27 protein-coding genes are annotated in these 25,031 nt (G+C 48.0%); 18 read left to right on the forward strand and 9 right to left on the reverse strand.

Going from position 1 to position 25,031, the window contains the following annotated elements:
- Positions 1-41 precede the first annotated feature (41 nt).
- Positions 42-1,022: a phage shock protein operon transcriptional activator gene (pspF, locus tag ABVN36_RS21035; protein WP_000807306.1), complete on the reverse strand. Its 981-nt coding sequence runs from the start codon at positions 1,020-1,022 to the stop codon at positions 42-44.
- Between the two features lie 170 nt (positions 1,023-1,192).
- Here pspF and pspA point away from each other — a divergent pair, with 170 nt between their 5' ends.
- From pspA to tyrR, 8 genes are all read left to right on the forward strand, one after another.
- A complete protein-coding gene (gene pspA, locus ABVN36_RS21040; protein ID WP_000511006.1) occupies positions 1,193-1,861 on the forward strand; it encodes a phage shock protein PspA in 669 nt (222 codons plus the stop codon).
- A 59-nt stretch (positions 1,862-1,920) separates the two neighbouring features.
- Positions 1,921-2,145 carry an envelope stress response membrane protein PspB gene (gene pspB / locus ABVN36_RS21045; protein ID WP_001274953.1) on the forward strand — a complete coding sequence of 75 codons (225 nt, stop codon included), beginning with the start codon at positions 1,921-1,923 and terminating at the stop codon, positions 2,143-2,145.
- A complete protein-coding gene (gene pspC / locus ABVN36_RS21050) occupies positions 2,145-2,504 on the forward strand; it encodes an envelope stress response membrane protein PspC (RefSeq protein ID WP_000508938.1) in 360 nt (119 codons plus the stop codon). The genes pspB and pspC overlap by 1 nt, the downstream gene beginning before the upstream one ends.
- 22 nt (positions 2,505-2,526) lie before the next feature.
- The gene (gene pspD, locus ABVN36_RS21055) at positions 2,527-2,745 is read left to right on the forward strand and encodes a phage shock protein PspD (RefSeq protein ID WP_023138305.1); all 219 of its coding nucleotides are present in this window, start codon (positions 2,527-2,529) and stop codon (positions 2,743-2,745) included.
- Positions 2,746-2,820: 75 nt separating this feature from the next.
- Positions 2,821-3,135 (forward strand): thiosulfate sulfurtransferase PspE, encoded by a 315-nt coding sequence (gene pspE, locus ABVN36_RS21060; RefSeq protein ID WP_000913432.1) that lies wholly within the window; start codon positions 2,821-2,823, stop codon positions 3,133-3,135.
- 148 nt (positions 3,136-3,283) lie between these two features.
- Positions 3,284-4,681 (forward strand): YcjX family protein, encoded by a 1,398-nt coding sequence (locus ABVN36_RS21065; protein ID WP_000825860.1) that lies wholly within the window; start codon positions 3,284-3,286, stop codon positions 4,679-4,681.
- On the forward strand, positions 4,678-5,739 hold the full coding sequence (locus ABVN36_RS21070) for a YcjF family protein (protein WP_023138304.1): 1,062 nt from the start codon (positions 4,678-4,680) through the stop codon (positions 5,737-5,739). The genes ABVN36_RS21065 and ABVN36_RS21070 overlap by 4 nt, the downstream gene beginning before the upstream one ends.
- 147 nt (positions 5,740-5,886) lie before the next feature.
- Positions 5,887-7,428 carry a transcriptional regulator TyrR gene (gene tyrR, locus ABVN36_RS21075; protein WP_001235493.1) on the forward strand — a complete coding sequence of 514 codons (1,542 nt, stop codon included), beginning with the start codon at positions 5,887-5,889 and terminating at the stop codon, positions 7,426-7,428.
- An 89-nt stretch (positions 7,429-7,517) separates the two neighbouring features.
- Here tyrR and tpx read toward each other — a convergent pair whose 3' ends face one another.
- Positions 7,518-8,024: a thiol peroxidase gene (gene tpx, locus ABVN36_RS21080; protein WP_000084401.1), complete on the reverse strand. Its 507-nt coding sequence runs from the start codon at positions 8,022-8,024 to the stop codon at positions 7,518-7,520.
- 115 nt (positions 8,025-8,139) lie between these two features.
- Here tpx and ycjG point away from each other — a divergent pair, with 115 nt between their 5' ends.
- Positions 8,140-9,105, forward strand: a complete 966-nt coding sequence (gene ycjG, locus ABVN36_RS21085; protein WP_001258073.1) for an L-Ala-D/L-Glu epimerase — start codon at positions 8,140-8,142, stop codon at positions 9,103-9,105.
- On the opposite strand, the gene mpaA is transcribed toward ycjG, so the two are convergent.
- A complete protein-coding gene (gene mpaA, locus ABVN36_RS21090) occupies positions 9,080-9,808 on the reverse strand; it encodes a murein tripeptide amidase MpaA (RefSeq protein ID WP_023138303.1) in 729 nt (242 codons plus the stop codon). The two genes, ycjG and mpaA, sit on opposite strands and share 26 nt — an antisense overlap.
- 189 nt (positions 9,809-9,997) lie before the next feature.
- On the opposite strand from mpaA, the gene ABVN36_RS21095 reads away from it, so the two are divergent.
- On the forward strand, positions 9,998-11,611 hold the full coding sequence (locus ABVN36_RS21095; RefSeq protein WP_001216563.1) for an ABC transporter substrate-binding protein: 1,614 nt from the start codon (positions 9,998-10,000) through the stop codon (positions 11,609-11,611).
- Positions 11,612-11,830: 219 nt separating this feature from the next.
- On the opposite strand, the gene ABVN36_RS21100 is transcribed toward ABVN36_RS21095, so the two are convergent.
- The 3 genes from ABVN36_RS21100 to ABVN36_RS21110 form a co-directional block, all read right to left on the reverse strand.
- Complete coding sequence (locus ABVN36_RS21100; RefSeq protein WP_000950635.1) at positions 11,831-12,175, reverse strand: carboxymuconolactone decarboxylase family protein; 345 nt, start codon at positions 12,173-12,175, stop codon at positions 11,831-11,833.
- 34 nt (positions 12,176-12,209) lie between these two features.
- Positions 12,210-12,491 carry a hypothetical protein gene (locus ABVN36_RS21105; protein WP_000323820.1) on the reverse strand — a complete coding sequence of 94 codons (282 nt, stop codon included), beginning with the start codon at positions 12,489-12,491 and terminating at the stop codon, positions 12,210-12,212.
- Positions 12,492-12,843: 352 nt separating this feature from the next.
- Positions 12,844-13,767 (reverse strand): LysR substrate-binding domain-containing protein, encoded by a 924-nt coding sequence (locus tag ABVN36_RS21110; protein WP_001257181.1) that lies wholly within the window; start codon positions 13,765-13,767, stop codon positions 12,844-12,846.
- A gap of 251 nt (positions 13,768-14,018) precedes the next feature.
- Here ABVN36_RS21110 and ABVN36_RS21115 point away from each other — a divergent pair, with 251 nt between their 5' ends.
- From ABVN36_RS21115 to metC, 4 genes are all read left to right on the forward strand, one after another.
- Complete coding sequence (locus ABVN36_RS21115) at positions 14,019-14,960, forward strand: LysR family transcriptional regulator (protein ID WP_001537910.1); 942 nt, start codon at positions 14,019-14,021, stop codon at positions 14,958-14,960.
- A gap of 317 nt (positions 14,961-15,277) precedes the next feature.
- Positions 15,278-15,664: a RidA family protein gene (locus tag ABVN36_RS21120; RefSeq protein ID WP_000864437.1), complete on the forward strand. Its 387-nt coding sequence runs from the start codon at positions 15,278-15,280 to the stop codon at positions 15,662-15,664.
- 84 nt (positions 15,665-15,748) lie between these two features.
- The gene (locus ABVN36_RS21125; RefSeq protein WP_001287671.1) at positions 15,749-17,023 is read left to right on the forward strand and encodes an amino acid permease; all 1,275 of its coding nucleotides are present in this window, start codon (positions 15,749-15,751) and stop codon (positions 17,021-17,023) included.
- Positions 17,024-17,049: 26 nt separating this feature from the next.
- Complete coding sequence (gene metC / locus ABVN36_RS21130) at positions 17,050-18,231, forward strand: cystathionine beta-lyase (RefSeq protein ID WP_001066156.1); 1,182 nt, start codon at positions 17,050-17,052, stop codon at positions 18,229-18,231.
- Between the two features lie 487 nt (positions 18,232-18,718).
- Here the strand turns inward: metC and ABVN36_RS21135 are convergent, their stop codons facing one another.
- The gene (locus ABVN36_RS21135; RefSeq protein WP_020898810.1) at positions 18,719-19,648 is read right to left on the reverse strand and encodes an aromatic alcohol reductase; all 930 of its coding nucleotides are present in this window, start codon (positions 19,646-19,648) and stop codon (positions 18,719-18,721) included.
- Positions 19,649-19,766: 118 nt separating this feature from the next.
- Between ABVN36_RS21135 and ABVN36_RS21140 the strand changes: the two genes are divergently transcribed.
- Both ABVN36_RS21140 and ABVN36_RS21145 read left to right on the forward strand, forming a co-directional pair.
- Positions 19,767-20,672: a LysR family transcriptional regulator gene (locus ABVN36_RS21140; RefSeq protein ID WP_023138302.1), complete on the forward strand. Its 906-nt coding sequence runs from the start codon at positions 19,767-19,769 to the stop codon at positions 20,670-20,672.
- 276 nt (positions 20,673-20,948) lie between these two features.
- Positions 20,949-21,818 (forward strand): aldo/keto reductase, encoded by an 870-nt coding sequence (locus ABVN36_RS21145; RefSeq protein ID WP_023138301.1) that lies wholly within the window; start codon positions 20,949-20,951, stop codon positions 21,816-21,818.
- 90 nt (positions 21,819-21,908) lie between these two features.
- On the opposite strand, the gene bdcA is transcribed toward ABVN36_RS21145, so the two are convergent.
- Positions 21,909-22,622, reverse strand: a complete 714-nt coding sequence (gene bdcA, locus ABVN36_RS21150; RefSeq protein ID WP_000979084.1) for an SDR family oxidoreductase — start codon at positions 22,620-22,622, stop codon at positions 21,909-21,911.
- A 77-nt stretch (positions 22,623-22,699) separates the two neighbouring features.
- Here bdcA and ABVN36_RS21155 point away from each other — a divergent pair, with 77 nt between their 5' ends.
- Both ABVN36_RS21155 and ABVN36_RS21160 read left to right on the forward strand, forming a co-directional pair.
- Entirely contained in the window at positions 22,700-23,290 is a 591-nt protein-coding gene (locus ABVN36_RS21155; RefSeq protein ID WP_000208473.1) for a TetR/AcrR family transcriptional regulator, read from the forward strand.
- Positions 23,291-23,418: 128 nt separating this feature from the next.
- On the forward strand, positions 23,419-23,655 hold the full coding sequence (locus ABVN36_RS21160; protein WP_001168017.1) for a YgdI/YgdR family lipoprotein: 237 nt from the start codon (positions 23,419-23,421) through the stop codon (positions 23,653-23,655).
- 213 nt (positions 23,656-23,868) lie between these two features.
- On the opposite strand, the gene ABVN36_RS21165 is transcribed toward ABVN36_RS21160, so the two are convergent.
- A complete protein-coding gene (locus tag ABVN36_RS21165) occupies positions 23,869-24,978 on the reverse strand; it encodes a hypothetical protein (RefSeq protein ID WP_000275504.1) in 1,110 nt (369 codons plus the stop codon).
- Positions 24,979-25,031: the final 53 nt, after the last annotated feature.

The raw sequence follows: 25,031 nt of genomic DNA on the forward strand, positions 1-25,031 counted from the left end.
GGATAACTGGCGTAAATGTCGTCAATTAGTCGGAGAAATAGCTAAAGCTGATGCTTTTTAAGCAAGGCGCGAAACTGGTGGTAGGTGAGCGCCAGCAAATCGGCGGCTCGTTTCTGGTTAAATTTCGCCTGCTGTAAGCTACGTTGCAGCAGCGCTTTTTCCTGTTGCAGTTGAAACTCACGTAATTTGAGCGGCAGGTCAGGCGTGACGGATGCCGCTGGCAGGGCGGGCGCGGGCGGTTCAGCGGGATGGCGTTGAAAAGGATCGATAACAATTTCATCCAAAGGATGTTCACTGCTGCCGTGGCGATACACTGAACGTTCGACTACGTTTTTCAGCTCGCGGACATTACCCGGCCAGGCGTAATGCAACAACGTTTCTTTTGCCCGATCGGTAAAACCGGGAAATAAGGGCAGACGTAGCTCACGACACATCTGAATAGCAAAATGCTCGGCCATCAGCATGATATCGCTCTGGCGTTCGCGCAGCGGCGGCAGTTGTACAACATCAAAAGCCAGCCTGTCGAGCAGATCGGCACGAAATGTCCCTTCCTTCACCATGGCGGGTAAATCGGCATTAGTGGCGCATACTAATCGCACATTAACCTGTAACGGCTGGCTGCCGCCGACGCGCTCTAGCTCGCCATATTCAATCACCCGCAGCAGCTTTTCCTGTACCAGCATCGGCGCTGTCGCCAGTTCATCCAAAAACAGCGTGCCGCCATCGGCGCGTTCAAAGCGACCGGGATGGCGTTTTTGCGCCCCGGTAAAAGCACCCGCTTCATGACCAAACAGTTCGGAGTCCAGCAGATTTTCGTTAAGCGCCGCGCAGTTAAGCGAGATAAGCGGCCCCTGCCAGCGTGAAGAGAGATAGTGCAGGCGATTGGCGATAAGTTCTTTACCCGTCCCGCGTTCGCCAATAATCAGCACTGGCTTATCCAGCGGCGCGAGCCGGGAGACTTGTTCCAGTACTTCAAGAAAACGGTTTGCCTCGCCGAGCAGGTTATCTTTAAATTCAGCCATGATGAAAATCGCCACTTGTTAGTGTTTTTCACCACTTTATCCTTTTTTGCTGGCGAGGTAAAACGAAACAATTTCTTTATTATCAGTGATATGAAAAGTTGGCACGCAAATTGTATTAATCATGTTGCAGGGCATCGCCCGTTATCAGAACATTATGTGAGGATTGAATTATGGGTATTTTTTCTCGTTTTGCCGACATCGTGAACGCCAATATCAATGCGTTGTTGGAAAAAGCGGAAGATCCGCAGAAGCTGGTGCGCCTGATGATTCAGGAGATGGAAGATACGCTGGTGGAGGTTCGCTCGAACTCCGCGCGTGCTTTAGCGGAAAAGAAACAGTTATCCCGTCGTATTGAACAGGCCACGACTCAGCAGACCGAGTGGCAAGAAAAAGCGGAACTGGCTCTGCGCAAAGATAAAGACGATCTGGCGCGCGCCGCATTGATTGAAAAACAAAAGCTGACAGATTTAATTGCTACGCTTGAACAGGAAGTCACGCTGGTGGATGACACGCTGGCGCGCATGAAGAAAGAGATTGGCGAGCTGGAAAACAAACTCAGCGAAACACGCGCTCGCCAGCAGGCGCTGATGCTGCGTCATCAGGCGGCGAGTTCTTCCCGTGATGTCCGTCGTCAGCTTGACAGCGGCAAACTGGATGAAGCCATGGCGCGGTTTGAATCCTTTGAACGTCGTATCGATCAAATGGAAGCGGAAGCGGAAAGCCATCGTTTTGGTAAGCAGCAATCGCTGGACCAACAGTTTGCCAACCTGAAAGCCGATGATGAAATCAGCGAGCAGCTGGCGCAGTTGAAAGCCAAAATGAAGCAAGATAATCAATAATGACAATGGCGGCGCCGGTACGCGCCGTCGCTCATCAGCTTTAGGTGTAAGGAGAACGCATGAGCGCGCTATTTCTGGCCATCCCGTTAACCATTTTTGTGTTGTTTGTGTTACCGATTTGGCTGTGGCTGCATTACAGCAACCGCGCCGGTCGGGGAGAACTGTCGCAAAGCGAGCAGCAACGCTTACTGCAACTCACAGACGATGCGCAACGTATGCGCGAGCGCATTCAGGCGCTGGAAGACATTCTTGATGCAGAGCATCCGAACTGGAGAGAGCGCTAATGGGGGGAATCAATCTGAATAAAAAACTATGGCGTATGCCGCAAAAGGGCATGGTGCGTGGCGTTTGCGCCGGGATCGCCGACTACCTTGATGTACCGGTAAAACTGGTGCGTATTCTGGTCGTGCTGTCGATTTTCTTTGGGCTGGCGTTTTTTACCGTAGTGGCCTATATCGTTCTGTCTTTTGTACTGGACCCTATGCCGGATAATCTGGCCGCAGGCAAACCGCAGCCGACCAGCGGCGAACTGCTGGATACCGTAGACAGAGAGCTTGCCGCAGGCGAAAAGCGTTTGCGAGAAATGGAACGCTACGTCACGTCAGATACGTTCACACTGCGTAGTCGTTTCCGTCAACTGTAAGTGATATATCGGGAAGGTGAAGATGAATACTCGCTGGCAACGCGCCGGGCAGAAGGTGAAGCCTGGCTTCAAAATAGCAGGTAAGCTGGTTCTGTTGACCGCGTTACACTACGGGCCTGCCGGCGTGGCGGGATGGGCGGTAAAATCCGTCGCCCGTCGTCCGCTAAAAATGTTGCTGGCGTTTGCGCTGGAGCCAGTACTTCGTAAGGCGGCGAATAAAATTTCGCAGCGTTACAAATAGCGAGTCTGGTCATAATATTTCGTTAAGCTCTGGCGTATAGTGTGTGCGAAATACATTACGTGTCAGGACGGAAGTATGTTGAAAAAAGGAATATTTGCGTTAGCGTTATTCGTAGCCATGCCGCTTTATGCCGCAGAATACTGGATAGATGTCCGCATTCCGGAACAATATCAGCGTGAGCATATTCAGGGCGCGATTAATATCCCATTGAAGGAGATTAAATCTCATATCGAAACGGTAGTTCCAGACAGGAACGATACGGTAAAGTTATATTGCAACTCCGGGCGACAGTCGGGCATGGCAAAACAAATGTTGCTTGATATGGGGTATACGCACGCGATGAATATGGGCGGCATCAGTCGTCTTGATATGCCGAAAGTAAAAAAATAGATAATCTATTGCTCAATACTCATACTAACCGCGGCGCTTAATGCGCCGTTGTTGATCTCTCCGGGTAGTTGATAATAACGTTTTTGCACATATCTATAACGCAGGCTCGTTATTATTTTTTCTTCTCTTCAGGCTCAACAGGATGTCAATGAAGCGACTTAAAACTGAACTCAACGCGCTGGTCAATCGTGGGGTAGACAGGCATTTGCGTCTTGCCGTAACCGGGTTGAGCCGCAGCGGTAAAACAGCGTTTATCACGGCGATGGTTAACCAGTTGCTTAATGTCCACGCGGGCGCGCGCTTACCGTTGCTCAGCGCGGTACGCGAAGAACGCCTGCTTGGCGTAAAGCGCGTGCCTCAACGTGATTTTGGTATTCCCCGTTTTACCTACGACGAGGGGATACTTCAGCTTTATGGCAATCCTCCCGCCTGGCCCACACCGACGCGCGGCGTCAGTGAGATTCGACTGGCGTTGCGCTATCGCTCAAACGACTCGCTGCTGCGCCATTTTAAAGATACCTCGACATTGTATCTGGAGATTGTGGACTATCCAGGGGAATGGTTACTCGATCTGCCCATGCTGGCTCAGGATTATTTAAGCTGGTCCCGTCAGATGAACGGCTTGTTACAAGGACAACGCGCTGAGTGGGCCGCAAAATGGCGGCAACTTTGCGACGGGCTCGATCCGCTGGCGCCCGCCGATGAAAACCGGCTGGCGGAGATTGCCGCCGCCTGGACGGATTATTTGCATCAGTGTAAATCGCAGGGATTGCACTTTATTCAGCCTGGACGGTTTGTTTTGCCGGGCGATATGGCGGGCGCGCCAGCGTTGCAGTTTTTCCCGTGGCCGGATGTGGACGCCTTCGGCGAGTCAAAACTGGCGCAGGCGGATAAACAGACCAACGCTGGAATGCTGCGCGAACGCTTTAACTACTATTGCGAAAAAGTGGTCAAAGGGTTCTATAAAAATCATTTTCTACGCTTTGATCGCCAGATTGTACTGGTCGACTGTCTGCAACCGCTTAATAGCGGGCCGCAGGCGTTTAATGATATGCGTCTCGCCTTAACGCAGTTGATGCAAAGTTTTCACTATGGCCAGCGGACTCTGTTTCGCCGTTTGTTTTCGCCGGTGATTGATAAATTGCTGTTCGCCGCGACGAAAGCCGACCATGTCACCCTCGACCAACATGCCAATATGGTGGCCTTGCTCCAGCAGCTTATTCAGGATGCCTGGCAAAATGCCGCGTTTGAAGGCATTAGTATGGATTGCCTGGGGCTGGCGTCGGTACAGGCGACCACCAGCGGCGTGATTGAGGTCAACGGTGAAAAAATCCCGGCTTTACGTGGAAACCGTTTGAGTGACGGCGCGCCGTTAACCGTGTACCCCGGCGAAGTGCCTTCGCGTTTGCCGGGACAAGCGTTTTGGGATAGTCAGGGTTTTCAGTTCGAAGCCTTTCGTCCGCAGGTGATGGATGTTGATAAACCGTTACCACATATTCGTCTGGACGCTGCGCTGGAGTTTTTAATAGGAGATAAGCTGCGATGAGCGAACCGTTAAAACCGCGTATTGATTTTGCAGAACCGCTAAAGGAGGAACCTACGTCGGCCTTCAAAGCGCAGCAAACTTTCAGCGAAGCGGAGTCGCGTACATTTGCGCCTGCAGCTATCGATGAGCGCCCGGAAGACGAAGGCGTGGCAGAAGCGGCGGTCGATGCCGCGCTGCGCCCCAAACGCAGTCTGTGGCGTAAAATGGTGATGGGAGGGCTGGCGCTGTTTGGCGCGAGCGTGGTCGGGCAAGGCGTACAGTGGACAATGAATGCCTGGCAAACTCAGGACTGGGTCGCTTTAGGCGGCTGTGCCGCAGGCGCGCTGATCATTGGCGCTGGCGTGGGATCGGTGGTCACGGAGTGGCGGCGGTTATGGCGCTTGCGCCAGCGGGCGCATGAACGCGATGAAGCGCGTGAACTGTTACATAGCCATAGCGTCGGGAAAGGTCGCGTATTTTGCGAAAAACTGGCGCAGCAGGCGGGGATTGATCAATCACATCCGGCATTACAACGTTGGTATGCCGCTATTCACGAAACGCAAAACGACAGGGAAATCGTCGGTTTGTATGCGCATCTGGTACAGCCGGTACTTGACGCGCAGGCGCGACGTGAGATTAGCCGTTTCGCCGCGGAATCGACTCTGATGATCGCCGTCAGCCCGTTAGCGTTGGTGGATATGGCGTTTATTGCCTGGCGTAATTTACGCCTGATTAACCGCATCGCAACGCTGTATGGCATTGAACTTGGTTATTACAGCCGCCTTCGTCTGTTCCGTCTGGTGTTGCTGAATATCGCGTTCGCGGGAGCCAGTGAGCTGGTGCGTGAAGTCGGTATGGACTGGATGTCTCAGGATCTGGCCGCACGTCTGTCCACGCGCGCGGCGCAGGGGATTGGCGCAGGCCTCCTTACCGCTCGACTGGGAATAAAAGCGATGGAGCTATGTCGACCATTGCCGTGGATCGATAACGATAAACCACGTCTCGGTGATTTTCGTCGTCAGCTTATCGGTCAGCTAAAAGAGACGCTGCAAAAGAGTAAGTCGTCGCCTGAGAAATGACCTTCCACAGGGCGCTGATTGCCTGGCTTTACGCCGCAGCGCCCGTTTTTCCGTCATGCTGTCAATATTTGTTGACAGAATCCTTCCTGCCAGCCGAATAGTGTCTTATCATCTATTTAATGGTTCATTATTCAGGTGAAGGTTCCCATGCGTCTGGAAGTCTTTTGTGAAGACCGACTTGGTCTGACCCGCGAATTACTTGATTTACTGGTGTTACGTAGCATTGATTTACGCGGAATCGAGATTGATCCCATTGGGCGAATTTATCTTAATTTTGCTGAGCTGGAATTCACCGACTTCAGCAGCCTGATGGCCGAAATCCGCCGTATTTCCGGCGTAACGGATGTCCGTACCGTTCCCTGGATGCCGTCCGAACGTGAACATCTGGCCCTGAGCGCGCTGCTTGAGGCGTTGCCGGAGCCGGTGCTCTCATTGGATATGAAGAGTAAAGTGGAGATGGCGAACCCGGCGAGTTGTCAGCTTTTTGCCCAGAGCCAGGAGCGAATGCGGCACCATACCGCCGCACAATTAATCAACGGCTTCAATTTTCAGCGCTGGCTGGACGGTAACCCGCAAAGCTCCCATAACGAACATGTCGTGATCAACGGGCAAAACTTCCTGATGGAGATTACGCCGGTACATTTACAAAACGAAAATGACGAATACGTGTTGACCGGGGCGGTAGTGATGTTGCGTTCCACGATTCGTATGGGGCAGCAGCTACAGAATTTGTCCACGCAGGATCTGAGCGCGTTTAGTCAGATTATTGCCGTGAGCGCAAAGATGAAGCACGTCGTTGAGCAGGCGCGCAAACTGGCGATGCTCAGCGCGCCGCTGCTGATTACCGGCGATACGGGAACCGGCAAAGATCTTTTCGCCTATGCCTGTCACCAGGCAAGCCCTCGTTCAGCGAAGCCGTATCTGGCGCTCAACTGCGCTTCAATCCCGGAAGATGCGGTAGAAAGCGAACTATTTGGCCATGCGCCGGAAGGTAAAAAAGGCTTTTTTGAACAGGCGAATGGCGGTTCGGTGCTGCTGGATGAAATTGGCGAAATGTCACCGCGTATGCAGGCGAAGCTGCTACGTTTTCTCAATGATGGTACGTTCCGTCGCGTCGGCGAAGATCACGAAATTCATGTTGATGTCCGCGTTATCTGCGCCACGCAGAAAAATCTGGTGGAGCTGGTGCAAAAAGGACTGTTCCGCGAAGATCTCTATTATCGACTTAACGTTCTGACGCTTAATTTGCCGCCGTTGCGCGATTGCCCGCAGGATATTATGCCGTTGACCGAACTGTTCGTGGCGCGTTTTGCCGACGAACAGGGCGTTCCGCGACCGAAACTGTCTGCCGATCTGAGTACGGTCCTCACTCGTTACGGCTGGCCGGGTAACGTTCGCCAGCTTAAAAATGCGATATACCGGGCGCTGACGCAACTGGAAGGGTATGAGCTGCGTCCGCAGGATATCCTGCTGCCTGACTACGATGCCGCGACGGTGGCAGTCGGCGAGGATGCGATGGAAGGTTCGCTGGATGACATTACCAGTCGTTTTGAACGTTCTGTCCTGACCCAGCTTTATCGTAGCTATCCGAGTACGCGTAAACTGGCGAAACGGTTGGGGGTATCGCACACCGCGATTGCCAATAAGCTGCGTGAATATGGTCTGAGCCAGAAGAAGGGTGAAGAGTAGAAAAAAAGAAGGCCTCCGGATAGAGGCCTTCTTGTGACAAAAGAGCACCGCCTGTAGCACTGACAAACGTAGCGCCAGCAGGCGCTGGCTTATGCCTTCAGGACATTAAGCGCGGCGTCGTAATCCGGCTCGTGGGTGATTTCATCCACCAACTGGCTGAAAATAACGTTGTCGTTTTCGTCAAGCACGATGACTGCGCGCGCCGCCAAACCTTTCAGCGGGCCGTCAACGATTTCGACGCCGTAGTTTTTCAGAAACTCGTTATTACGCAGAGTGGAAAGCGTAATAACGTTGCTCAGGCCTTCCGCGCCGCAAAAACGCGACTGTGCAAAAGGCAGGTCAGCAGAAACGCACAATACGACGGTATTCTCCACTTCTGTGGCCAGTTGATTAAACTTACGAACTGATGCGGCGCATACGCCAGTATCAATGCTTGGGAAAATATTCAGCACTTTGCGTTTGCCTGCATATTGGCTGAGGGAAACGTCAGACAAATCTTTTGCGACAAGAGTAAAAGCCTGTGCTTTGCTACCAGCCTGCGGAATAACGTTGGCAACGGTGACCGGGTTACCCTGGAAATGTACAGTCTGTGACATAATTATGTTCCTATTTACTTATAGTTAACGTCGAAATCCAGTTTAAGTCATTATTCATTAACACGGCAAATACTATTTGTAGCAAGCCGCGTCCGGCGCTATCAGAGGGGAAGAGATGAGATCTGTTAAGGTATATGAGGAAACCTGGCCGTTACATACGCCTTTTGTTATTGCGCGTGGTAGCCGAAGCGAAGCGCATGTTGTCGTTGTCGAACTGGAAGAAGAGGGCGTAAAAGGCATCGGGGAATGTACGCCATATCCACGTTATGGTGAAAGTGATGCCTCGGTCATGGCGCAAATCATGAGTATTGTGCCTCAGTTGGAAAACGGGCTGACTCGCGAAGCATTGCAGAAACTGTTGCCGGCAGGCGCGGCGCGCAACGCGGTGGATAGCGCCTTATGGGATTTGCAGGCCCGCCAGCGGCAGCAAAGCCTTGCCGGGCTGCTCGGCGTGACGCTGGCCCCGGTTTTTACTACCGCGCAAACGGTAGTGATAGGTACGCCGGAACAGATGGCAGCCAGTGCGGCGGCACTATGGGAAAAAGGGGCGACGTTGCTGAAAATCAAACTCGATGCTCGTCTGATTAGCGAACGTATGGTGGCGATCCGCTCGGCGGTGCCGGAGGCGACGCTCATTGTGGACGCCAATGAATCGTGGCGTCCGGAGGGGCTGGCGGCGCGTTGCCAGTTACTGGCGGATCTGAATGTCGCGATGCTGGAGCAACCGCTGCCCGCGCAGGATGACGCCGCCCTGGAAAATTTTATTCATCCGTTGCCCATTTGTGCAGATGAGAGCTGCCATACTCGCAGTAGTCTGAAAGCCCTGACGGGGCGCTACGATATGATCAACATTAAGCTGGATAAAACCGGCGGTCTGACCGAGGCGCTGGCGCTGGCAACGGAGGCGCGGGAGCAAGGATTCGGCCTGATGCTGGGCTGTATGCTCTGTACATCAAGAGCGATTAGCGCCGCGCTGCCGCTTATGCCGCAGGTGAGCTTCGCCGATCTTGATGGCCCAACATGGCTGGCGGTTGATGTTGAGCCCGCGCTACGCTTTACGACGGGTCAACTCCATCTTTAGGATGCCAGCGGAGCAGATTCGACATCGCCTGCAAGTATTTTTCGCTGGCTTCATCGGCGGAAACAGGGGGAAACTCGGCGGTAATGCAGTGCAGGTTGAGGTCGGCGCACCAGCTGCCAAACGAACCGGGCGTTTCGTAACCTACGCTGGTCACCAGCGGCAACGCAAAAGCATCGGCCAGCCACTCGCCTAGCTCGCTGCGACGTGGATCTTCAATGCAGGCTAGCGGATCGTGAAAAGAGACGACCCAGGCGGGTTGGAGTCGATGAATTAACTGGCAAAGCGCCTGGGTTTCCGGTTCTGAGCCGGGATGGTCGCCGGTTAGCAGCACGACATCACGCTCTTGCGCGCGGCTATTCCAGCGATAAACTGTCTCACCCGCTTTCCAGTTGGCGGCGGGAAAGTTACGGTTTAGATCAATGCCATTCGCATTTGCCCTTAACCCCAGTTGACAGCCATCAGGATTAACGGCAAGTACGACATGATGACGGCGAAGGGACGGATTTAAGGTGCGTAACGCACAGGAGAGCGTCACCACGGATGAGGTTTCATCCCCGTGGGTGCCAGCCAGTATCAGGCCGCTTTCGCGATTGGCGGCAGGCGCCGGAAACCAGATTAGCGGCGCGCCTAGTAGCGAACGTCCATAATGTTCAGTGCCTGGCGGAAATGCGCCGCGCTCGGCACGGGGGCGGGTGACAGTCATACGCGTTTCCCGAAGCTGAGACCAGTAGGGTAATCATCGTAGTGTTGTGTAAAACCCGCCGATTATCAAATGGTTTCTATTTACCCTCTTGTATGGCGCGATATCAACTTTCTGGCGGAAGATAATTGCATTTCTTTCTGCTGAAACAAATAATTACGTTGTCATTTAACTCATCTTTGAGGAACTTCTATGAGGCATTCTGTTTCAGTAACCTGTTGTGCGCTGTTGGTTAGCAGCTTTTCCCTGGCATATGCTGCGGATGTTCCCGGCGGAACGGTACTGGCAGAAAAACAAGAACTGGTGCGTCATATCAAAGATGAGCCCGCTTCGTTAGATCCAGCGAAAGCCGTTGGGCTGCCTGAAATTCAGGTGATCCGCGATCTGTTTGAAGGGCTGGTTAACCAGAACGAAAAGGGTGAAATTATCCCTGGCGTCGCCAGCCAGTGGAAGAGCAATGATAATCGTATCTGGACGTTTACGTTGCGGGATAATGCGCAATGGGCCGATGGAACGCCGGTGACCGCCCAGGATTTTGTCTATAGCTGGCAACGCCTGGTTGATCCCAAAACGCTTTCCCCCTTCGCCTGGTTTGCCGCTCTGGCTGGCATCACTAATGCGCAAGCCATTATCGACGGTAAAGTCACGCCGGATCAGCTTGGCGTCAGTGCCGTGGACGCGCACACTTTGCGTGTTCAGCTTGACAAGCCGTTGCCCTGGTTTGCCAGTCTGACCGCCAGTTTTGCCTTTTATCCGGTCCAAAAAGCGAATGTCGAAAGCGGCAAAGACTGGATGAAGCCGGGAAAACTGATCGGCAATGGCGCGTATGTGCTTAAAGAGCGCGTGGTAAATGAAAAACTGGTGGTCGTGCCTAATACGCATTACTGGGATAACGCGAAAACGGTACTGCAAAAAGTGACATTTTTACCCATTAACCAGGAGTCGGCTGCGACGAAACGTTATCTTGCCGGTGATATTGATATCACCGAATCTTTCCCTAAAAATATGTACCAGAAATTATTGAAGGATATTCCAGGGCAAGTTTATACGCCGCCGCAATTAGGGACTTATTATTATGCGTTTAACACGCAGAAAGGGCCGACGGCGGATTCCCGCGTTCGTCTGGCGCTAAGTATGACCATTGATCGCCGTTTGATGGCGGAAAAAGTCTTAGGTACCGGTGAAAAACCGGCCTGGCATTTTACACCGGATGTCACGGCAGGATTTAAGCCCGATCCTTCACCGTTTGAACAAATGAGCCAGGAAGAACTTAATGCCCAGGCGAAAACATTACTTCGTGCAGCAGGCTACGGATCGCAGAAGCCGCTTAAATTAACTCTGCTTTACAATACCTCAGAAAACCATCAGAAAATCGCGATTGCGGTGGCGTCAATGTGGAAGAAAAATCTGGGGGTGGATGTGAAATTGCAAAACCAGGAGTGGAAAACGTATATCGACAGCCGGAATACCGGTAATTTTGATGTTATTCGCGCCTCCTGGGTGGGTGATTACAACGAACCGTCGACTTTCTTATCCTTATTAACGTCCACGCATACGGGGAATATTTCACGCTTTACTAATCCGACTTATGACAAAATCCTGACGCAAGCGACGATGGAAAATACCGCCGAAGCGCGTAACGCGGATTACAATGCAGCGGAGAAAATTTTAACGGAACAAGCGCCTATAGCGCCTATTTATCAGTATACCAATGGCCGGTTAATTAAACCGTGGGTAAAGGGATACCCCATTACTAACCCGGAAGATGTGGCCTATAGCCGTACAATGTATATCGTGAAGCACTGATGCGTACTGGTTACCTTTTGATGAAAGGTAACCACTGCCAAACTCAGAACTGGCGCGGCTTGCAGCGCCAGTTTCTTCTTCTGACCATCTCCTGCTAAAGTTGAAACTGTACTTTCCTGACAGTATTACTGGCGTATTCAAGGAAAAACGGTTGCACTAAATTACGGATAGTACCATCCATTTCCCCTAAAATGGCGGTAGCTTAGAGCAGAGATACCGTTATTTATTCGGCAGGTTGTCGTACACATCCAGTGCGTGTGCTGTGTAGGTGAGGGCTGCCCCAGTGTTCATTTTTATAGCCACGGACAATGCTTCAGAAATCTCTTCCCGGGTTGCGCCATGTTTCACGGCCGCATCGACGTGCACTGCCAGACAACCATCGCAACGGGTAGTAACCGCCACGGCCAGCGCAATCAATTCCTGTGTTTTGGGATCCAGATGCCCATTTTCTAAAGTCCCCTTGTCCATTTGCTGAAAGCCTTTCATGAACTCCGGCTGCAATGTGGCAAATTTACCAATGGCAGCCAGCAGGCCACTACGATACTCATTCCAGTTTGAAAGCATATCTGTTCCTGTTTTATATTAGAGGATTGTGTATTCAGATCACATAATAAATGCGAATATCTGGTGCCTGGTTCAGAAAAGGCTTCAATTCTTCCACAACGTCTTTTGTAAATAATTCACTGGTAAGATACGCCTGCGCTTGAGCAGTAGTTTCAAAGCCATGTAAAACTTGCACGTCTTCATCCCGAATAAGCAATTCTTTTGAGGTCGCTCCGGCAATGGTATTTAAAAATGGTGCTTTATATTTTTGATAAACATTTGCTGCGGCAGGGCGGTTGTGGTTGCTGATATTCAGGGTGATTTGTAAGTAAGCCATAGTATTCTCCTTCAAAAGGGACCGAGATAAGCAAAGTATTCACAGTCATTGACGAATGACAGTAGGGGAATTATCAACATGACCGTCTGATCTAACAAATCACATATTCTTGTGTGGCGGAGAAGATTTTCTATGTTGTGTATTGTCCTGACGAGGACTTAATTCATCTGGGTGAGTCTGGAATATGGAGGCCTCATTAGAATATTTGTTTTGAATAAAGCCCCCTGTATAGGCAATATTAGCGGTGGAGAGGTAGGTTTTTAGTATTGATTGATAACATGGTTTGCCACTTTGCCAGTGTTAAACTCGCCAGTTTTCCCAAAGCCAGATAAAAAGGATGACCTCCTGAAATTCAGGAGGTTGGGCTATTTTTAATCAAAATATCATTAATTAACCAGTCATGAAAAACTTTTACTTCAGGACGCATCACTGCTTTTTGTGGTGTAACAATGTAATAGGACCATGTTAGCGGCCAGCGTATATTTGGATGAAGTTGTATCAGTTGTCCTGTGGCAATTAACTGTTCAACCAACGCACGGCGGACAATTGCCACTCCCTGGCCGCTAAGCGTAGCCATAATAACCGCTGAGGTAGAGTTAATATGCAATCCTGTATAACGCGTAGCTGGAGCTTGCGTTGCGGCTAAGACTTCTTCCCATGAAGGAAAATTTGCACCAGGGTGCAGGGTATCATCATGGATGAGTTTTTGTTCTGCCAGCCATTCGCCGCACGTAATTTTCTCAGGCGGTACAATGCGTGGGCTGCATACCAGAACAGCTTCCTCATCCATTAACCATGCCTTATTTACCCCCGACCAGTCTCCTTTGCCACAACGAACACCAATATCTGCCTCTCCGTGAGCCACATCCATGAGTTTTTCCGTCACATTCAGGCGTAGCTCGATATTTTGATGCGTTTCGGAAAAACGATTTAATTTTTCCATTAACCAGTTCATCACCAGAACTTGTGAGGCCGTGAGAATGACGACGGATCGAGCCTGACGACCGCGCAGTTTATTAAGTCCTGACTCAAGGCTATCGAGCCCTTGAGTGATCTCTTTTAGCGCATCCTGAGCCTCAGTCACGAGCGTGAGCCTTTCTTTACCAGAACGTGTCCGGTGTAAAAGGGGGTGGCCTACCCAGTCTTCAAGTGCCCGAACCAGTTGTCCTACGGCTGCCGGGGTGACGCCTAGCTCTTTGGCTGCACCTGTGAAGCTACCATGACGCGCAGTTGCTTCAAAAGCGTGCAGCCATTTCAAGCGATTAAGCGAACGCATTTTATTCTCCATCTCATACGATGGAACTAGTATACGTGATCGAGATAGAATTTCTTCCTCAAATTAATAAAGCATATTCTTGCACATTTACTGCATAAAGCAGATTGTGTGTTTTCAGCAAGGTACAAAAACTATCATGCCGATAAATTTTTTCTACTTTGTATGCGATTAAGTAAAAAATTATTATTTAGAATAGCTTTATGCTGTTATATAAAACTATTTAACGTTTATTAGTTACAGGGATGAAAATGATGACAATTCCTTTGACAATCAAGCAAATAGAAATGCTGGTTAAAGCAAGTGAAAGCAAAGGTCTCTCAGAAGCTGCTCGGTTACTTAACCTTTCGCCATCTGCTATCAGTAAAGGACTTGCTGCCTTAGAAGAAAACTTAGGTGTTGCTCTTATTAAGCGAACAACCAGAAATTTTCAGCTTACTGAAGCAGGAGAATTTTTTGTTGCGAGAGCATCAAAATTATTAGAAGAATTTGATGATGTTATAAATAGCACATGTGAATATATAAATTATCCCCATGGTCTATTGAAAGTCACAAGTTCTGTTGCTTTTGGCTACGCACATCTGGTTGAGATTTTTGATAAATACAGGGAACTGAATAAAGATGTCGAACTCATTCTTGAACTTGATGATCACATTGTTAATCTCAACGAAAATGATGTTGACATTGCCCTAAGGATCACATCAACACCGCCACAAAATTACGCAACGCGCAAGCTGGCGGAGGTAAGTTGGATGTATTGTGCTTCACCTGCATACCTTGAGAAAATGGGGGCCCCTAAAAAATTAGACGACCTCATTAACCATCAATGTTTGGTCTATCAGGGGATTACACCTTCTCTGCGTTTTTCTGCACCTGGCTCAAGTAGTAACAGTTGTAACCATAGGCCTAAAATTCCGTTATCAGTCAATAGCAGTTTACTTTTACTAAAAGCCGCTCTTGCAAGTCAGGGGATTGCCTGGCTACCTTCATATCTTGTCAGTTCTCATATTGAAGATGGCGAGTTGATTCCTTTAACCATGGATGGAAAGTGTGTTTATCCGACTCACAGTCTTTATGCACTGTACTTTCCAAGCAAGTATAAAAATCCAAAAGTAAGATCGTTTATTGATTTTCTCCTTGAAGATCACCAGCCATGGAAAAAATGGGAAGAAACAATAAATAAATTGAAGTTTTAATTATATTAAAATTTGTACTCAATCACATAATATGATGTATTTATGTGATATGGCATTTGAGATTGTTACTCCACAATGTTGGTATGTGGTTCTTAATCACCAAAGATTGTGAAAAAAAATAAAAACTGATTTTTCTAATATTCACTGGCATCGTGAATCGCACTATGGAATGCTTATTCTTATAAATTTAGTCATCGAGAATAGGCTTCTACTAAAAGAGTTAATAAAGCTCGGTGGGTAATTTTTTATATTTTAAAGATATACCCCCTTAAAAAACGCAGAAAGATTATTGCTTCATTTATATAATGGAAATAAAAATGAAAGTTATTATTAACACTGACAAAGCACCATCTGCCATAGGACCTTACTCGCAAGGTTTCATATTTAATGGTCTCGTGTTCACTTCAGGACAATTGCCGTTATATCCTAAAACAATGAATTTAACAGAAGGAGGAATTAAAGAACAAACATGGCAAGCATTGCTTAACTTAAAGTTTGTTCTTGAAATGGGGGGAGCTTCGCTTGAAACCGTTCTTAAAACAACTTGTTTCCTTAAGAATATGGATGATTTCAACGCGTTCAATGAAGTATACGAAACCTTTTTTGGTAAAATTAACGGACCAGCTCGTTCATGCATACAGGTTGAAAAAATTCCTAAAGATGCTTTGGTAGAGATTGAAGCTATTGCTTTTGAAAATAAATAATTATCACAACATTCTTTTCTATTTATAATTTAATTGTTCGATAACGTAGTGAAAGTACTTTATAAGAATTATAGGAGATGAATTATGTCTGAATGTACCTTAACTAAAGATGATATAAAAAGAATACCATTCACGTTATATGATGCTGGGTGGGTCATTTTATGTATTGGAATGGCAATAGGTGCTGGTATTGTTTTTTTACCTATCCAGATTGGAATAAAAGGCATCTGGGTTTTTATAGTGTCTATCATAATCGTTTATCCTGGTATTTATCTCCTTCAGGATATTTATTTGAAAACTTTGTCGAGGACAGAAGATGCAAAGGACTATACAAGCATTATTTCTCAATATTTAGGCCCTAACTGGGCTATTTTCATGAGTATCATATATTTTTTGATGTTATTTAAGGGAATATTTAACTATTCACTTGCTGTAACATTTGATAGCGCTTCATTTCTACAAACATTTGGTATTACCGACGGACTCATGTCAGACCATTTTTGGTGGGGATTGCTTGTTATATCAGTTCTGGTTGCCCTTGCGTCACAGGGTGAAAAATTAATTTTTAAAATTTCAACTCCTATGGTTCTGGTGAAGTTAGGTATTGTCCTGTTAATTGGTATTGCAATGATACCGCACTGGAATTTTTCAAATATATCTGCTTTACCAAATATGGGGTCCTTTATTCGCGATCTTTTTCTAACAATGCCATTTACGTTATTCTCAATCCTTTTTATGCAAATACTAAGCCCGGTGAATATTGCTTATCGTAAGATTGAGTCAAATCGACGCATTGCAACATATCGTGCTATACGAGTCAACCGTATAGCTTATGCAATTTTGGCTATAAGTATTCTCTTCTTTGCTTTTTCATTTACTTTCACCTTAAACCATGAGCAGGCAATGCTGGCTTATAAGCAAAACATTACTGCGTTGGCATTGGCAGCAAAAGTTTTACCTGGTTCACTTATCAAAATCATGACTGTCCTGCTCAACATTTTTGCTATATTGACTGCCTTTTTAGGGATTTATCTTGGTTTTCAGGATGCTTTGAAAGGGATAGTTAGAAATATTGTTTCTCGGTTTATTCCAGTAGAGAAAATAAATGAACGTTTTCTTTCTGTTTTTGTTTGTGCCTTTTCAGTTATAAGTTTATGGTGTCTGGTCATGACCCGGATGTCAATTATACTTCTTAATCAACTTAGTGCTCCTCTCTATGGTATTGTTGGGTGTTTAATTCCAGGGTATTTGATATATAAAGTTTCCTTACTGCATGACCTTAAAGGAATGGCTGTATACTATATTATTGGTATTGGATTGATGCTATGTTTCTCACCATTATTTATATTATTTGATTAATTTCTGATATCAACAAGGAAAAATAAATGAACAACTCTGTGAAAAAATTTAAACCTAGTACGGAAATACTCCAGTTTGGCCGCGACCCAAACAAACAGTATGGTTTTGTAAATGGTCCAATCTACCGTGGTTCTACTATTATATATAATTCCGTAAGCGATATAGAAAACAGAAATGCACGTTATGATTATGGAACAGCGGGCTCGCCAACTATTGAGAACCTTGAATCTGCATGGACGCATTTAACTGGAGCAGCAGGCACAGTTTTATCTCCATCCGGTTTAGGCGCCATCGCACTTGCGCTCTTAACGACAACGAAGAGTGGTGACCATTTATTAATGCCAGATAGTGCCTATCGGCCATCGCGTAATTTTTGTCTGAACACCTTGGCTAAATTTGGTGTTGAAACAACATATTATAATCCTCTCATAGGTTCGGATATAGAGGGGCTAATTAAATCAAACACCTCTACTATATTTCTTGAAGCGCCAGGTTCACAGACTTTCGAAGTTCAGGATATTCCGGCAATTGTATCAGTTGCCAAAAAACATAATATCAAGACTATTTTAGATAATACTTGGGCAACGCCAATATTTTTTCAGGCACATAAGCATGGTATAGATTTATCACTTGAAGCTGGTACTAAATATCTAAGTGGCCATTCAGACCTCTTGATGGGACTGATCTCAGCAAACCAGGAGACATGGCCTGATCTCAGGAAAATGTACAGCAGTATGGCAATGCTTCCTGGACCAGAAGATTGTTTCCTGGCGCTTCGTGGATTACGTACCATGCATTTACGCCTGAAAGAAGCTGAGAGGAAAGGTATTGAAATGGCAAAATGGCTCAAAAATAGGCCGGAAGTCCTCAGAGTGTTACATCCTGCATTTCCTGAATGTCCTGGACATGAATATTGGAAACGAGATTTTACCGGTTCATCTGGATTATTTTCCATTGTTTTAGACCCTAAATTTAATAAAAGTAATTTAGCTAATATGCTGGATCATATGTCACTTTTCTCTATGGGATTTTCCTGGGGAGGTTATGAAAGTTTGATCATACCATTTGATTGTACAGAATATCGTACTGCAACAGAATGGAATCCTGGTGGGTTAACGTTAAGACTACAAATTGGTCTGGAAGATATCGAAGACCTTAAGTGTGATCTAATAGAAGGCTTTGAGCGTTTAAATCAGGTTATATGCTAATTTAAATTCATGGAGGAGATATCCACATTACTCTCCTCCGTTCTGCTTGCTTTCCGGCTGAGTCATCTATTTGTCAAAATGATTAGTCTGGGAATGATAGGTTAACTTTGACACTCCGAAAATCGTCCCTGTCAATAAAACGCTACGAGATAGATTTTCTTTAGCGGCCAGCAAAATCTTCTGATTCGTCAGTCCTCGTCGTTGAAGCCATCATTAGTTCACATAAAAGCAGTAATCAATTATTTAAGAGGTTAACGATGAGCGCATTAGTTAGATCACAAAACGGAAAACTATTTTCCCTACGGTAAAAATGTCGGCATCAGTTTTTGCAGATAAGAAAAAAGCATTATCAGACATGGTGTTACAGCAGGAGCACATAACCAGGCACTGATGCGTACTGGTTTCTTGTTAACTCAAGGTAGCCAAGCCCGCCGCCTGATGCTGGCAGAAGGCATGGGGATTAAGCGAGCGCCTGATGCCGCCGTTCTCATTGCTGTGTTTTCAGCCAGGCTGCAATATCCTGTGTCGGCAGATGATGTTGTGCATTCCAGGTGTCACTCATCGGCCACCACATACCGTCACCACGCGCGAAGGCGACGCGATAGCGCAGCATTGGATCATGCGGATGTAAACGGAGCTGCTCCTGTAAGTCAGGTAGCGTCAATACGCCTCGGGTAAAGGTTTGCTGCGTCACGCGTTCGACCGTTTCCGCCAGTTTTGCATAAGAGGTCGTTTCCCCCGCGACAAAGACGACTTCGTTAGTGATACGCGGCTGATGCAGATAAATTTCAGTGGTCAGGCGACCAATATCCGCAGGCGACGTGACGGTGACCTGCATTTCCCATCCGCCGAGGGCATTGATGGTTTTTTTGGCTAAGTTGACCACACCAAAGGCTGGTTCGAAGAGAAAAGAGGTAAATATACCGGTTGAAACAATCACCCACTCCGTGACGTTTTGCTCGCGCAAAAGCGTCCTGACGTCATACTGTTCGTCCCACACCGGCTGGCCGCTGCCTTTGCCGACCACATCGTAATTCACGCCAAACTGCCAGGGGAAATAGCGCTTAACGCCCGCCTCCAGTACCGCGCGGGTGATTTTTATCTGGGTACCCGCACCGGCGACAAACCCCATACAATTGATGATCGTATCAAAACCGTGGAATTGATCTTTTAACGCTGCAACCGAACTGTCTGCGATGTCGACCGGGATAAACCGCGCACCGGCATCCGCCAGTTGTTGATGAATGCTGGAACGTCGTTTGCTCTGTTTATCCCTGGATCGCCCTGACACAATAACGCAAACGGAACCATTACGCTGTGTGACCGCCGGAACCAACGACGCCAGCACTGACGCCCCCAGTTGTCCCGCGCCCAGCACCAATACTTTTTCACCTACCTGATTATTGGATTGTTTCATTTGCACCTCTCTGTGTTGATTCACCTGTAGATAGAGATTACGTCAGGGATCTGCGTTCGATAAGACGCCGAAGACGGGTTAGACTGTTCTGATAAATGGGATAATTGGCGGGGGGAAAATGGACAAGCTGGAAGCGATGCAGGTCTATGTTTGCGTAGTGGATACCCATAGTTTTATCAGAGCCGCCGAAGTGCTGGGCGTGCCGCGCTCAACGGTATCGCGAGTGGTTAAAGAACTGGAATCCTGGCTTAAGATTCAACTTTTGCAACGTACAACTCGCAAACTTAGTGTGACCGCAGAGGGGCGGCGTTACTACGAAGAGTGCAAAAGAGTGCTGACAGATATCGCGGCCATGGAGTCGTCATTTCCCGGCCGGGCGGCACAACCCAAAGGGCGTTTTAAAGTGGGGATGCCGCAATCTCTCGCCCGACATTGCATTATTCCCACGCTCCCGGCCTTTTTGCGCCAGTATCCGGAGCTGGAGCTGATACTTTGTTCCAGCGATAGCGTGGAGGATATTATCCTGCAAGGGTATGACTGCGTGATTCGGGCCGGCAGGATCGATGATTCCACCACGCTGGTTTCCCGTCCACTTGCCAGCTTTAACTGGGTGATAGCAGCATCGCCCACTTACATTGAGCGTTACGGTAGCCCTGAAAATTTAGATGATCTGCAAAAGCACCATGCGGTCGGCTACCTGAACCACCGCACCGGGCGTACCACCGACTGGTTTTTTACGCGTGAAGGGAAGGATTACGCGATGCGGGTGCAGGAGACGCTGGTTGTCGATGATACGGACGCTTATATTCAGGCCGGAATACTGGGACTGGGGTTAATTCGCGTCGCCAGCTATCTGGTTGCGCCGTATCTGCACAGCGGGGCGCTGGTGACCTGCATGGACAACCATTCTTACGATTTGCCGCTTGCGCTGGTCTATCCGCAAAACAGGTTTCTGCCGCCTGCGGTACGCGCTTTTTATGACTGGTGCAAAACGGCGCTGAGCCAGCCGGAGCCTCTTCGCTAAAAAATATTATTCCGGATATCGCATTGCCTGTTCAGAAAACTTTTTCACAGACGGTCAAAATGACGGTACTGGTTTTTGACGCATAAGTAAAAGGCATTATCAAACAGGTGCTACACGGCGAGGATATAGCAAGCACTGAACGTTTGGATGCAATAAAAAATCTGTACAACTGTTATTAATGAACTTTTTGTATAAATATAATCGGATTTAACAATACTCATTGTACCTGTATTTTGCTCTTATCATGGCGTCTTTACGACGAAAGGGTGCTTTAGCGTGGAATATTCAATATTAAGTAACAACCTTAAAATGCCTATGGTGGGTTTTGGCGTTTTTAAGGTAACCGACAAAGAAGAATGTCAGCAGTCAGTGTTAAGCGCTATTCGCAGCGGTTATCGTCTTATCGATACCGCTGCGGTATACGGCAATGAAGATGCCGTTGGTGACGCTGTTCGTGAAGCCATCGCGACAGGTCTGTGTACCCGTGAGGAGTTATTTATTACTTCTAAACTGTGGGTGCAAGATATGGCTAACTACGATCTGGCCAAAGCAGGTATTGAAGCGTCGCTGAAAAAATCCGGGTTAGATTATTTTGATCTCTATTTATTGCATCAGGCAATGGGCGATTATTTTAGTGCGTGGCGCGCGCTGGAAGACGCTTATGAAGCCGGTAAACTAAAAGCCATTGGCGTGTCCAACTTCTATGCGCATGTGTTAGCCAACTTCTGTGAAACCGTCAGAATTACGCCAATGGTAAACCAGGTCGAATTGCATCCATACTTTGCACAACCCGCCGCGCTGGAAACCATGAAGCATTATAACGTTCAGCCTGAAGCGTGGGCGCCGTTAGGCGGCGGGAGACATAAACAGTATGAAAATGTCATGCTTCAAAGGATTGCCGATGCCCATCAAAAAACCATCGCGCAGGTTGTCCTGCGTTGGAACGTGCAGCGTGGCGTCACGGTTATTCCTAAATCCACTCGACAGGAACGCATTGAAGAGAACTTTGCCATCTGGGATTTCTCACTAACGGATAATGAAATGGCTCAAATCAACGCCCTTGATTTAGGCTACGTTGGCGAAGCGGTGAAGCATTTTAATCCTGAATTTGTTCGCGGTTGTCTTGGCGTTAAAATCCACGATTGATCCCGGCGCTTGCGGATGTTTTCTCGCATGAACAGCTTCTAACACGGTTGCCGGAGCGTAGACGGCAACCGTGTGATATTCGCCTGGCCGTCAGGCTCCGAAGGCACCATCGATGGTGTGCATCGCGCCAGTGACGAAAGAAGCTTCCGGACCGGCAAGCCATGCCACCATTCCAGCCACTTCTTCAGGTCTTCCGTGTCGTTTGATCGCCATGAAACTGTGCATCAGCTCTTTCATGGGGCCATCTTCCGGATTGATGTCGGTATCAATGGGACCTGGCTGCACCACATTTATCGTAATCCCGCGGGGGCCAAAATCACGGGCCAGGCCGCGCGCCAGCCCTTGCAGGGCTGATTTACTGGCGGCGTACGCGGCCATTCCCGGTACGGGCATCCGATCGCCATTCACGGAACCGATAATAATAATGCGACCACCTTCCGGCATATTGCGGGCTGCTTCGACTGACGCATGGTAAGGCGCATGGATATTAATACGGAACAAACGATCTATCGCATCGCTATCTTGTTCCAGCGCATCGCCGAAGAGAGCCACGCCCGCATTGACGACCAGAATATCCAGTGGTCCGTACTCACGCACGAGGCTGATGACGGCATCCCGATCGGCGCTATCTGTCTGGATGGCGGTGCTTCCGGTTTCCGCTGCCAGTTTTTCGGCGGCTTCACGCGATCCGGCGTAGCTGAAAACGACCGATGCGCCGTCAGCGCTAAAGCGTCGTACAATAGCCGCGCCGATACCACGACTTCCCCCTAAAACCAGTACAGATTTGTTGCGAAATAGCATCATCAGGATGTCCTTTATGATATTGTAGTAGCCACTACAATATGCGTAATGAAATCATGCCGTCAAGGAGTTATGTAGTAATGACTACAAAACATAGCCGAACGCCGGGTCGCCCTCGCCAGTTCGATCCGGAGCAAGCCATTGAAACCGCTCAACACTTATTTCATTCGCGCGGATACGACGCGGTGAGCGTAGCGGATCTGACAAAAGCGTTCGGGATCAATCCTCCCAGTTTCTATGCGGCGTTTGGCAGCAAGCTGGGGCTGTATACTCGCGTATTAAAGCGTTACAGGATGACCGACGCGATTCCGCTCGGGGCGCTTCTGCGTCACGATCGCCCGACCGCGAAGTGCCTTATCGATGTGCTGATGGAAGCGGCAAGACGTTACGCTGCCGATCCTGATGCCACTGGATGTCTGGTTCTGGAGGGCGCTCATTGTAACGATAAACCGGCACGAGAGGCCGCCTGCGAGTTTTACATCGCTGCTGAAAACCTGATTCGCACTTATGTCGCCATGCGGTATCCGCAAGAGGCTGACCGGACGACGGACTTTATGGGGACGCTAATGGCGGGGCTTTCCGCCAAGGCGCGAGCGGGGTATGGCCTGGAGCGTCTTCAGGAGAGCGTGCTTCTGGCTGGGGATGTGCTGGAGCGATTACTGCCGGATTAACGCAGCGCATCAAAAAACCTGAGCCAGTCAGATACGGACAAACAGGGAGCAATAGCCCTAATCATCCATCTTACCGTCGCGGTATTCGGTAAAGTACATCAAAAATAGAGGTGCCAGGGAAACGAGAAATGCAAAAATGTAGTCTTATTACGGTACTTAGCTTATCAGTGTTGATGCTAGCCGGATGTACAACGACCTATACCATGACGACCCGGACGGGAGAGATTATTGAAACGCAGGGTAAGCCGGAGGTTGACACCGCAACCGGAATGACGAAATACGCTGATGTTTATGGTTATCATCGCGTTATTAAAACCAGTGAAATAGTGCAGACGACAGAAGGCGCATCGAAGCTGGACTGGTAATGCGCTAAAGCAGTTGGGAGGCCGTGTCCTGTATGGGTACCGGATTGTTTCTGGGCCTGAATTGAATAGAGCGCCTGTATAGCCGAATTCCGGGTATCGGCTTGATTTGTGTTGTCAGTTATTTGGTTGTTCCCTGTATAGTGAAGATAAACAGTACTCATGGCTAACGGTCTGTTTTGGATTGCTAACTATCCCGGATTCTGCGCGTTTTATTTAGTCACAACCGTGGTTAAGAATATTTTGGGTCAGACTTACACGCCGGGTATTAAGATAATCCGTCGCATAGAGAGCTTGATCGGCATCATTCGGTTCAAGAAGAAACGGCGTGACTTTAGGTATGAGATCAGCAAACAGGTTATATTGATCCACAGAGGCAAAATGCCGGGTAGCGCTGGCCCAGGACATTCGCATCAGCTCTGCGTAAGAAGGGGATAGTTGAACAGGTAAATCAAATTCTTTCAGATTAGCAAGCATCTCCTTATTCATATAAAATGTGACCCTGTTTCGCGAAAAGGTGTTAAGCACTGCCTTCAGTCGTTTAACTTTTGCTTCTTTACTCATGCTATTATCAAAAAAACGTGGTGAAAGCATAATAGCAATCGATGCATTTGATGAAATAACATTATGTAGTGGTTTTAGGGCTACAACAATCTGATCGTTTGTGAAGATACGCTGCGTACCAGAGGAAGTAGTATAGTTTCCACCCAGCCAGATCACATAATCTGTTGTTTTGAGGGGAAGCGCTTTTTCCGGTATATTACCCCTGTCAGGTGCCACTGTTTCAATTGCTAGTGAGTCTTGTCCCCAGACATTATTTACTTTAGAACTCAAAAAATTATATTCTGAAATATTCCTTAGTTTTAGTAGAGTTATCTGCGAGCGGGTAAAAAAGAGATTGAATCTCACTTTGTTCTGCAATTGCCGAAGTAATCTGAGCGTGTTCTGATCGATCAGATGACTATACAGACCAACCGTTTTTCCGGAAAGTATTGCTGAGGCATTGTTCGCAAGAAGCATCTCTTTTATAGCTCCTTGCCCAATAATCAGTACGCAACTGTATTTTTCTGGTCTGATTTTATCTATGGGGATATCGGTAAGATTGACCAGGTCAGGAGTGCCATGCCGCCAATTATCATGAATGACCGTGGCTCCGGAGGCGTCTCCTCCGGTTCCCCTGGTGATAATAAGAGGAGGGTGGGTACTGGCATGTGCGATATACGAAAAACAAGTTACCATTGCTAGCGCTGTGTTTCTGATGGTTGTATACATATCGTCTGCCCTGATTTCGAAAATATGAATAATGTCTCCTCTTATAATGTACATCAAAAAGAGAGCATTTTAATTAAACGTTATCTCAACGAGATAAAAGGTTAGCA

Origin of the sequence: Salmonella sp. SJTUF15581, assembly GCF_043356775.1 — a bacterium.
Taxonomy (GTDB): domain Bacteria; phylum Pseudomonadota; class Gammaproteobacteria; order Enterobacterales; family Enterobacteriaceae; genus Salmonella; species Salmonella enterica.

Coding starts and splice junctions, on each gene's coding strand:
- pspF (WP_000807306.1), bottom strand. CDS start 1,022: ATGGCTGAATTTAAAGATAACCTGCTCGGCGAGGCAAACCGTTTTCTT.
- pspA (WP_000511006.1), top strand. CDS start 1,193: ATGGGTATTTTTTCTCGTTTTGCCGACATCGTGAACGCCAATATCAAT.
- pspB (WP_001274953.1), top strand. CDS start 1,921: ATGAGCGCGCTATTTCTGGCCATCCCGTTAACCATTTTTGTGTTGTTT.
- pspC (WP_000508938.1), top strand. CDS start 2,145: ATGGGGGGAATCAATCTGAATAAAAAACTATGGCGTATGCCGCAAAAG.
- pspD (WP_023138305.1), top strand. CDS start 2,527: ATGAATACTCGCTGGCAACGCGCCGGGCAGAAGGTGAAGCCTGGCTTC.
- pspE (WP_000913432.1), top strand. CDS start 2,821: ATGTTGAAAAAAGGAATATTTGCGTTAGCGTTATTCGTAGCCATGCCG.
- ABVN36_RS21065 (WP_000825860.1), top strand. CDS start 3,284: ATGAAGCGACTTAAAACTGAACTCAACGCGCTGGTCAATCGTGGGGTA.
- ABVN36_RS21070 (WP_023138304.1), top strand. CDS start 4,678: ATGAGCGAACCGTTAAAACCGCGTATTGATTTTGCAGAACCGCTAAAG.
- tyrR (WP_001235493.1), top strand. CDS start 5,887: ATGCGTCTGGAAGTCTTTTGTGAAGACCGACTTGGTCTGACCCGCGAA.
- tpx (WP_000084401.1), bottom strand. CDS start 8,024: ATGTCACAGACTGTACATTTCCAGGGTAACCCGGTCACCGTTGCCAAC.
- ycjG (WP_001258073.1), top strand. CDS start 8,140: ATGAGATCTGTTAAGGTATATGAGGAAACCTGGCCGTTACATACGCCT.
- mpaA (WP_023138303.1), bottom strand. CDS start 9,808: ATGACTGTCACCCGCCCCCGTGCCGAGCGCGGCGCATTTCCGCCAGGC.
- ABVN36_RS21095 (WP_001216563.1), top strand. CDS start 9,998: ATGAGGCATTCTGTTTCAGTAACCTGTTGTGCGCTGTTGGTTAGCAGC.
- ABVN36_RS21100 (WP_000950635.1), bottom strand. CDS start 12,175: ATGCTTTCAAACTGGAATGAGTATCGTAGTGGCCTGCTGGCTGCCATT.
- ABVN36_RS21105 (WP_000323820.1), bottom strand. CDS start 12,491: ATGGCTTACTTACAAATCACCCTGAATATCAGCAACCACAACCGCCCT.
- ABVN36_RS21110 (WP_001257181.1), bottom strand. CDS start 13,767: ATGCGTTCGCTTAATCGCTTGAAATGGCTGCACGCTTTTGAAGCAACT.
- ABVN36_RS21115 (WP_001537910.1), top strand. CDS start 14,019: ATGACAATTCCTTTGACAATCAAGCAAATAGAAATGCTGGTTAAAGCA.
- ABVN36_RS21120 (WP_000864437.1), top strand. CDS start 15,278: ATGAAAGTTATTATTAACACTGACAAAGCACCATCTGCCATAGGACCT.
- ABVN36_RS21125 (WP_001287671.1), top strand. CDS start 15,749: ATGTCTGAATGTACCTTAACTAAAGATGATATAAAAAGAATACCATTC.
- metC (WP_001066156.1), top strand. CDS start 17,050: ATGAACAACTCTGTGAAAAAATTTAAACCTAGTACGGAAATACTCCAG.
- ABVN36_RS21135 (WP_020898810.1), bottom strand. CDS start 19,648: ATGAAACAATCCAATAATCAGGTAGGTGAAAAAGTATTGGTGCTGGGC.
- ABVN36_RS21140 (WP_023138302.1), top strand. CDS start 19,767: ATGGACAAGCTGGAAGCGATGCAGGTCTATGTTTGCGTAGTGGATACC.
- bdcA (WP_000979084.1), bottom strand. CDS start 22,622: ATGATGCTATTTCGCAACAAATCTGTACTGGTTTTAGGGGGAAGTCGT.
- ABVN36_RS21155 (WP_000208473.1), top strand. CDS start 22,700: ATGACTACAAAACATAGCCGAACGCCGGGTCGCCCTCGCCAGTTCGAT.
- ABVN36_RS21160 (WP_001168017.1), top strand. CDS start 23,419: ATGCAAAAATGTAGTCTTATTACGGTACTTAGCTTATCAGTGTTGATG.
- ABVN36_RS21165 (WP_000275504.1), bottom strand. CDS start 24,978: ATGTACATTATAAGAGGAGACATTATTCATATTTTCGAAATCAGGGCA.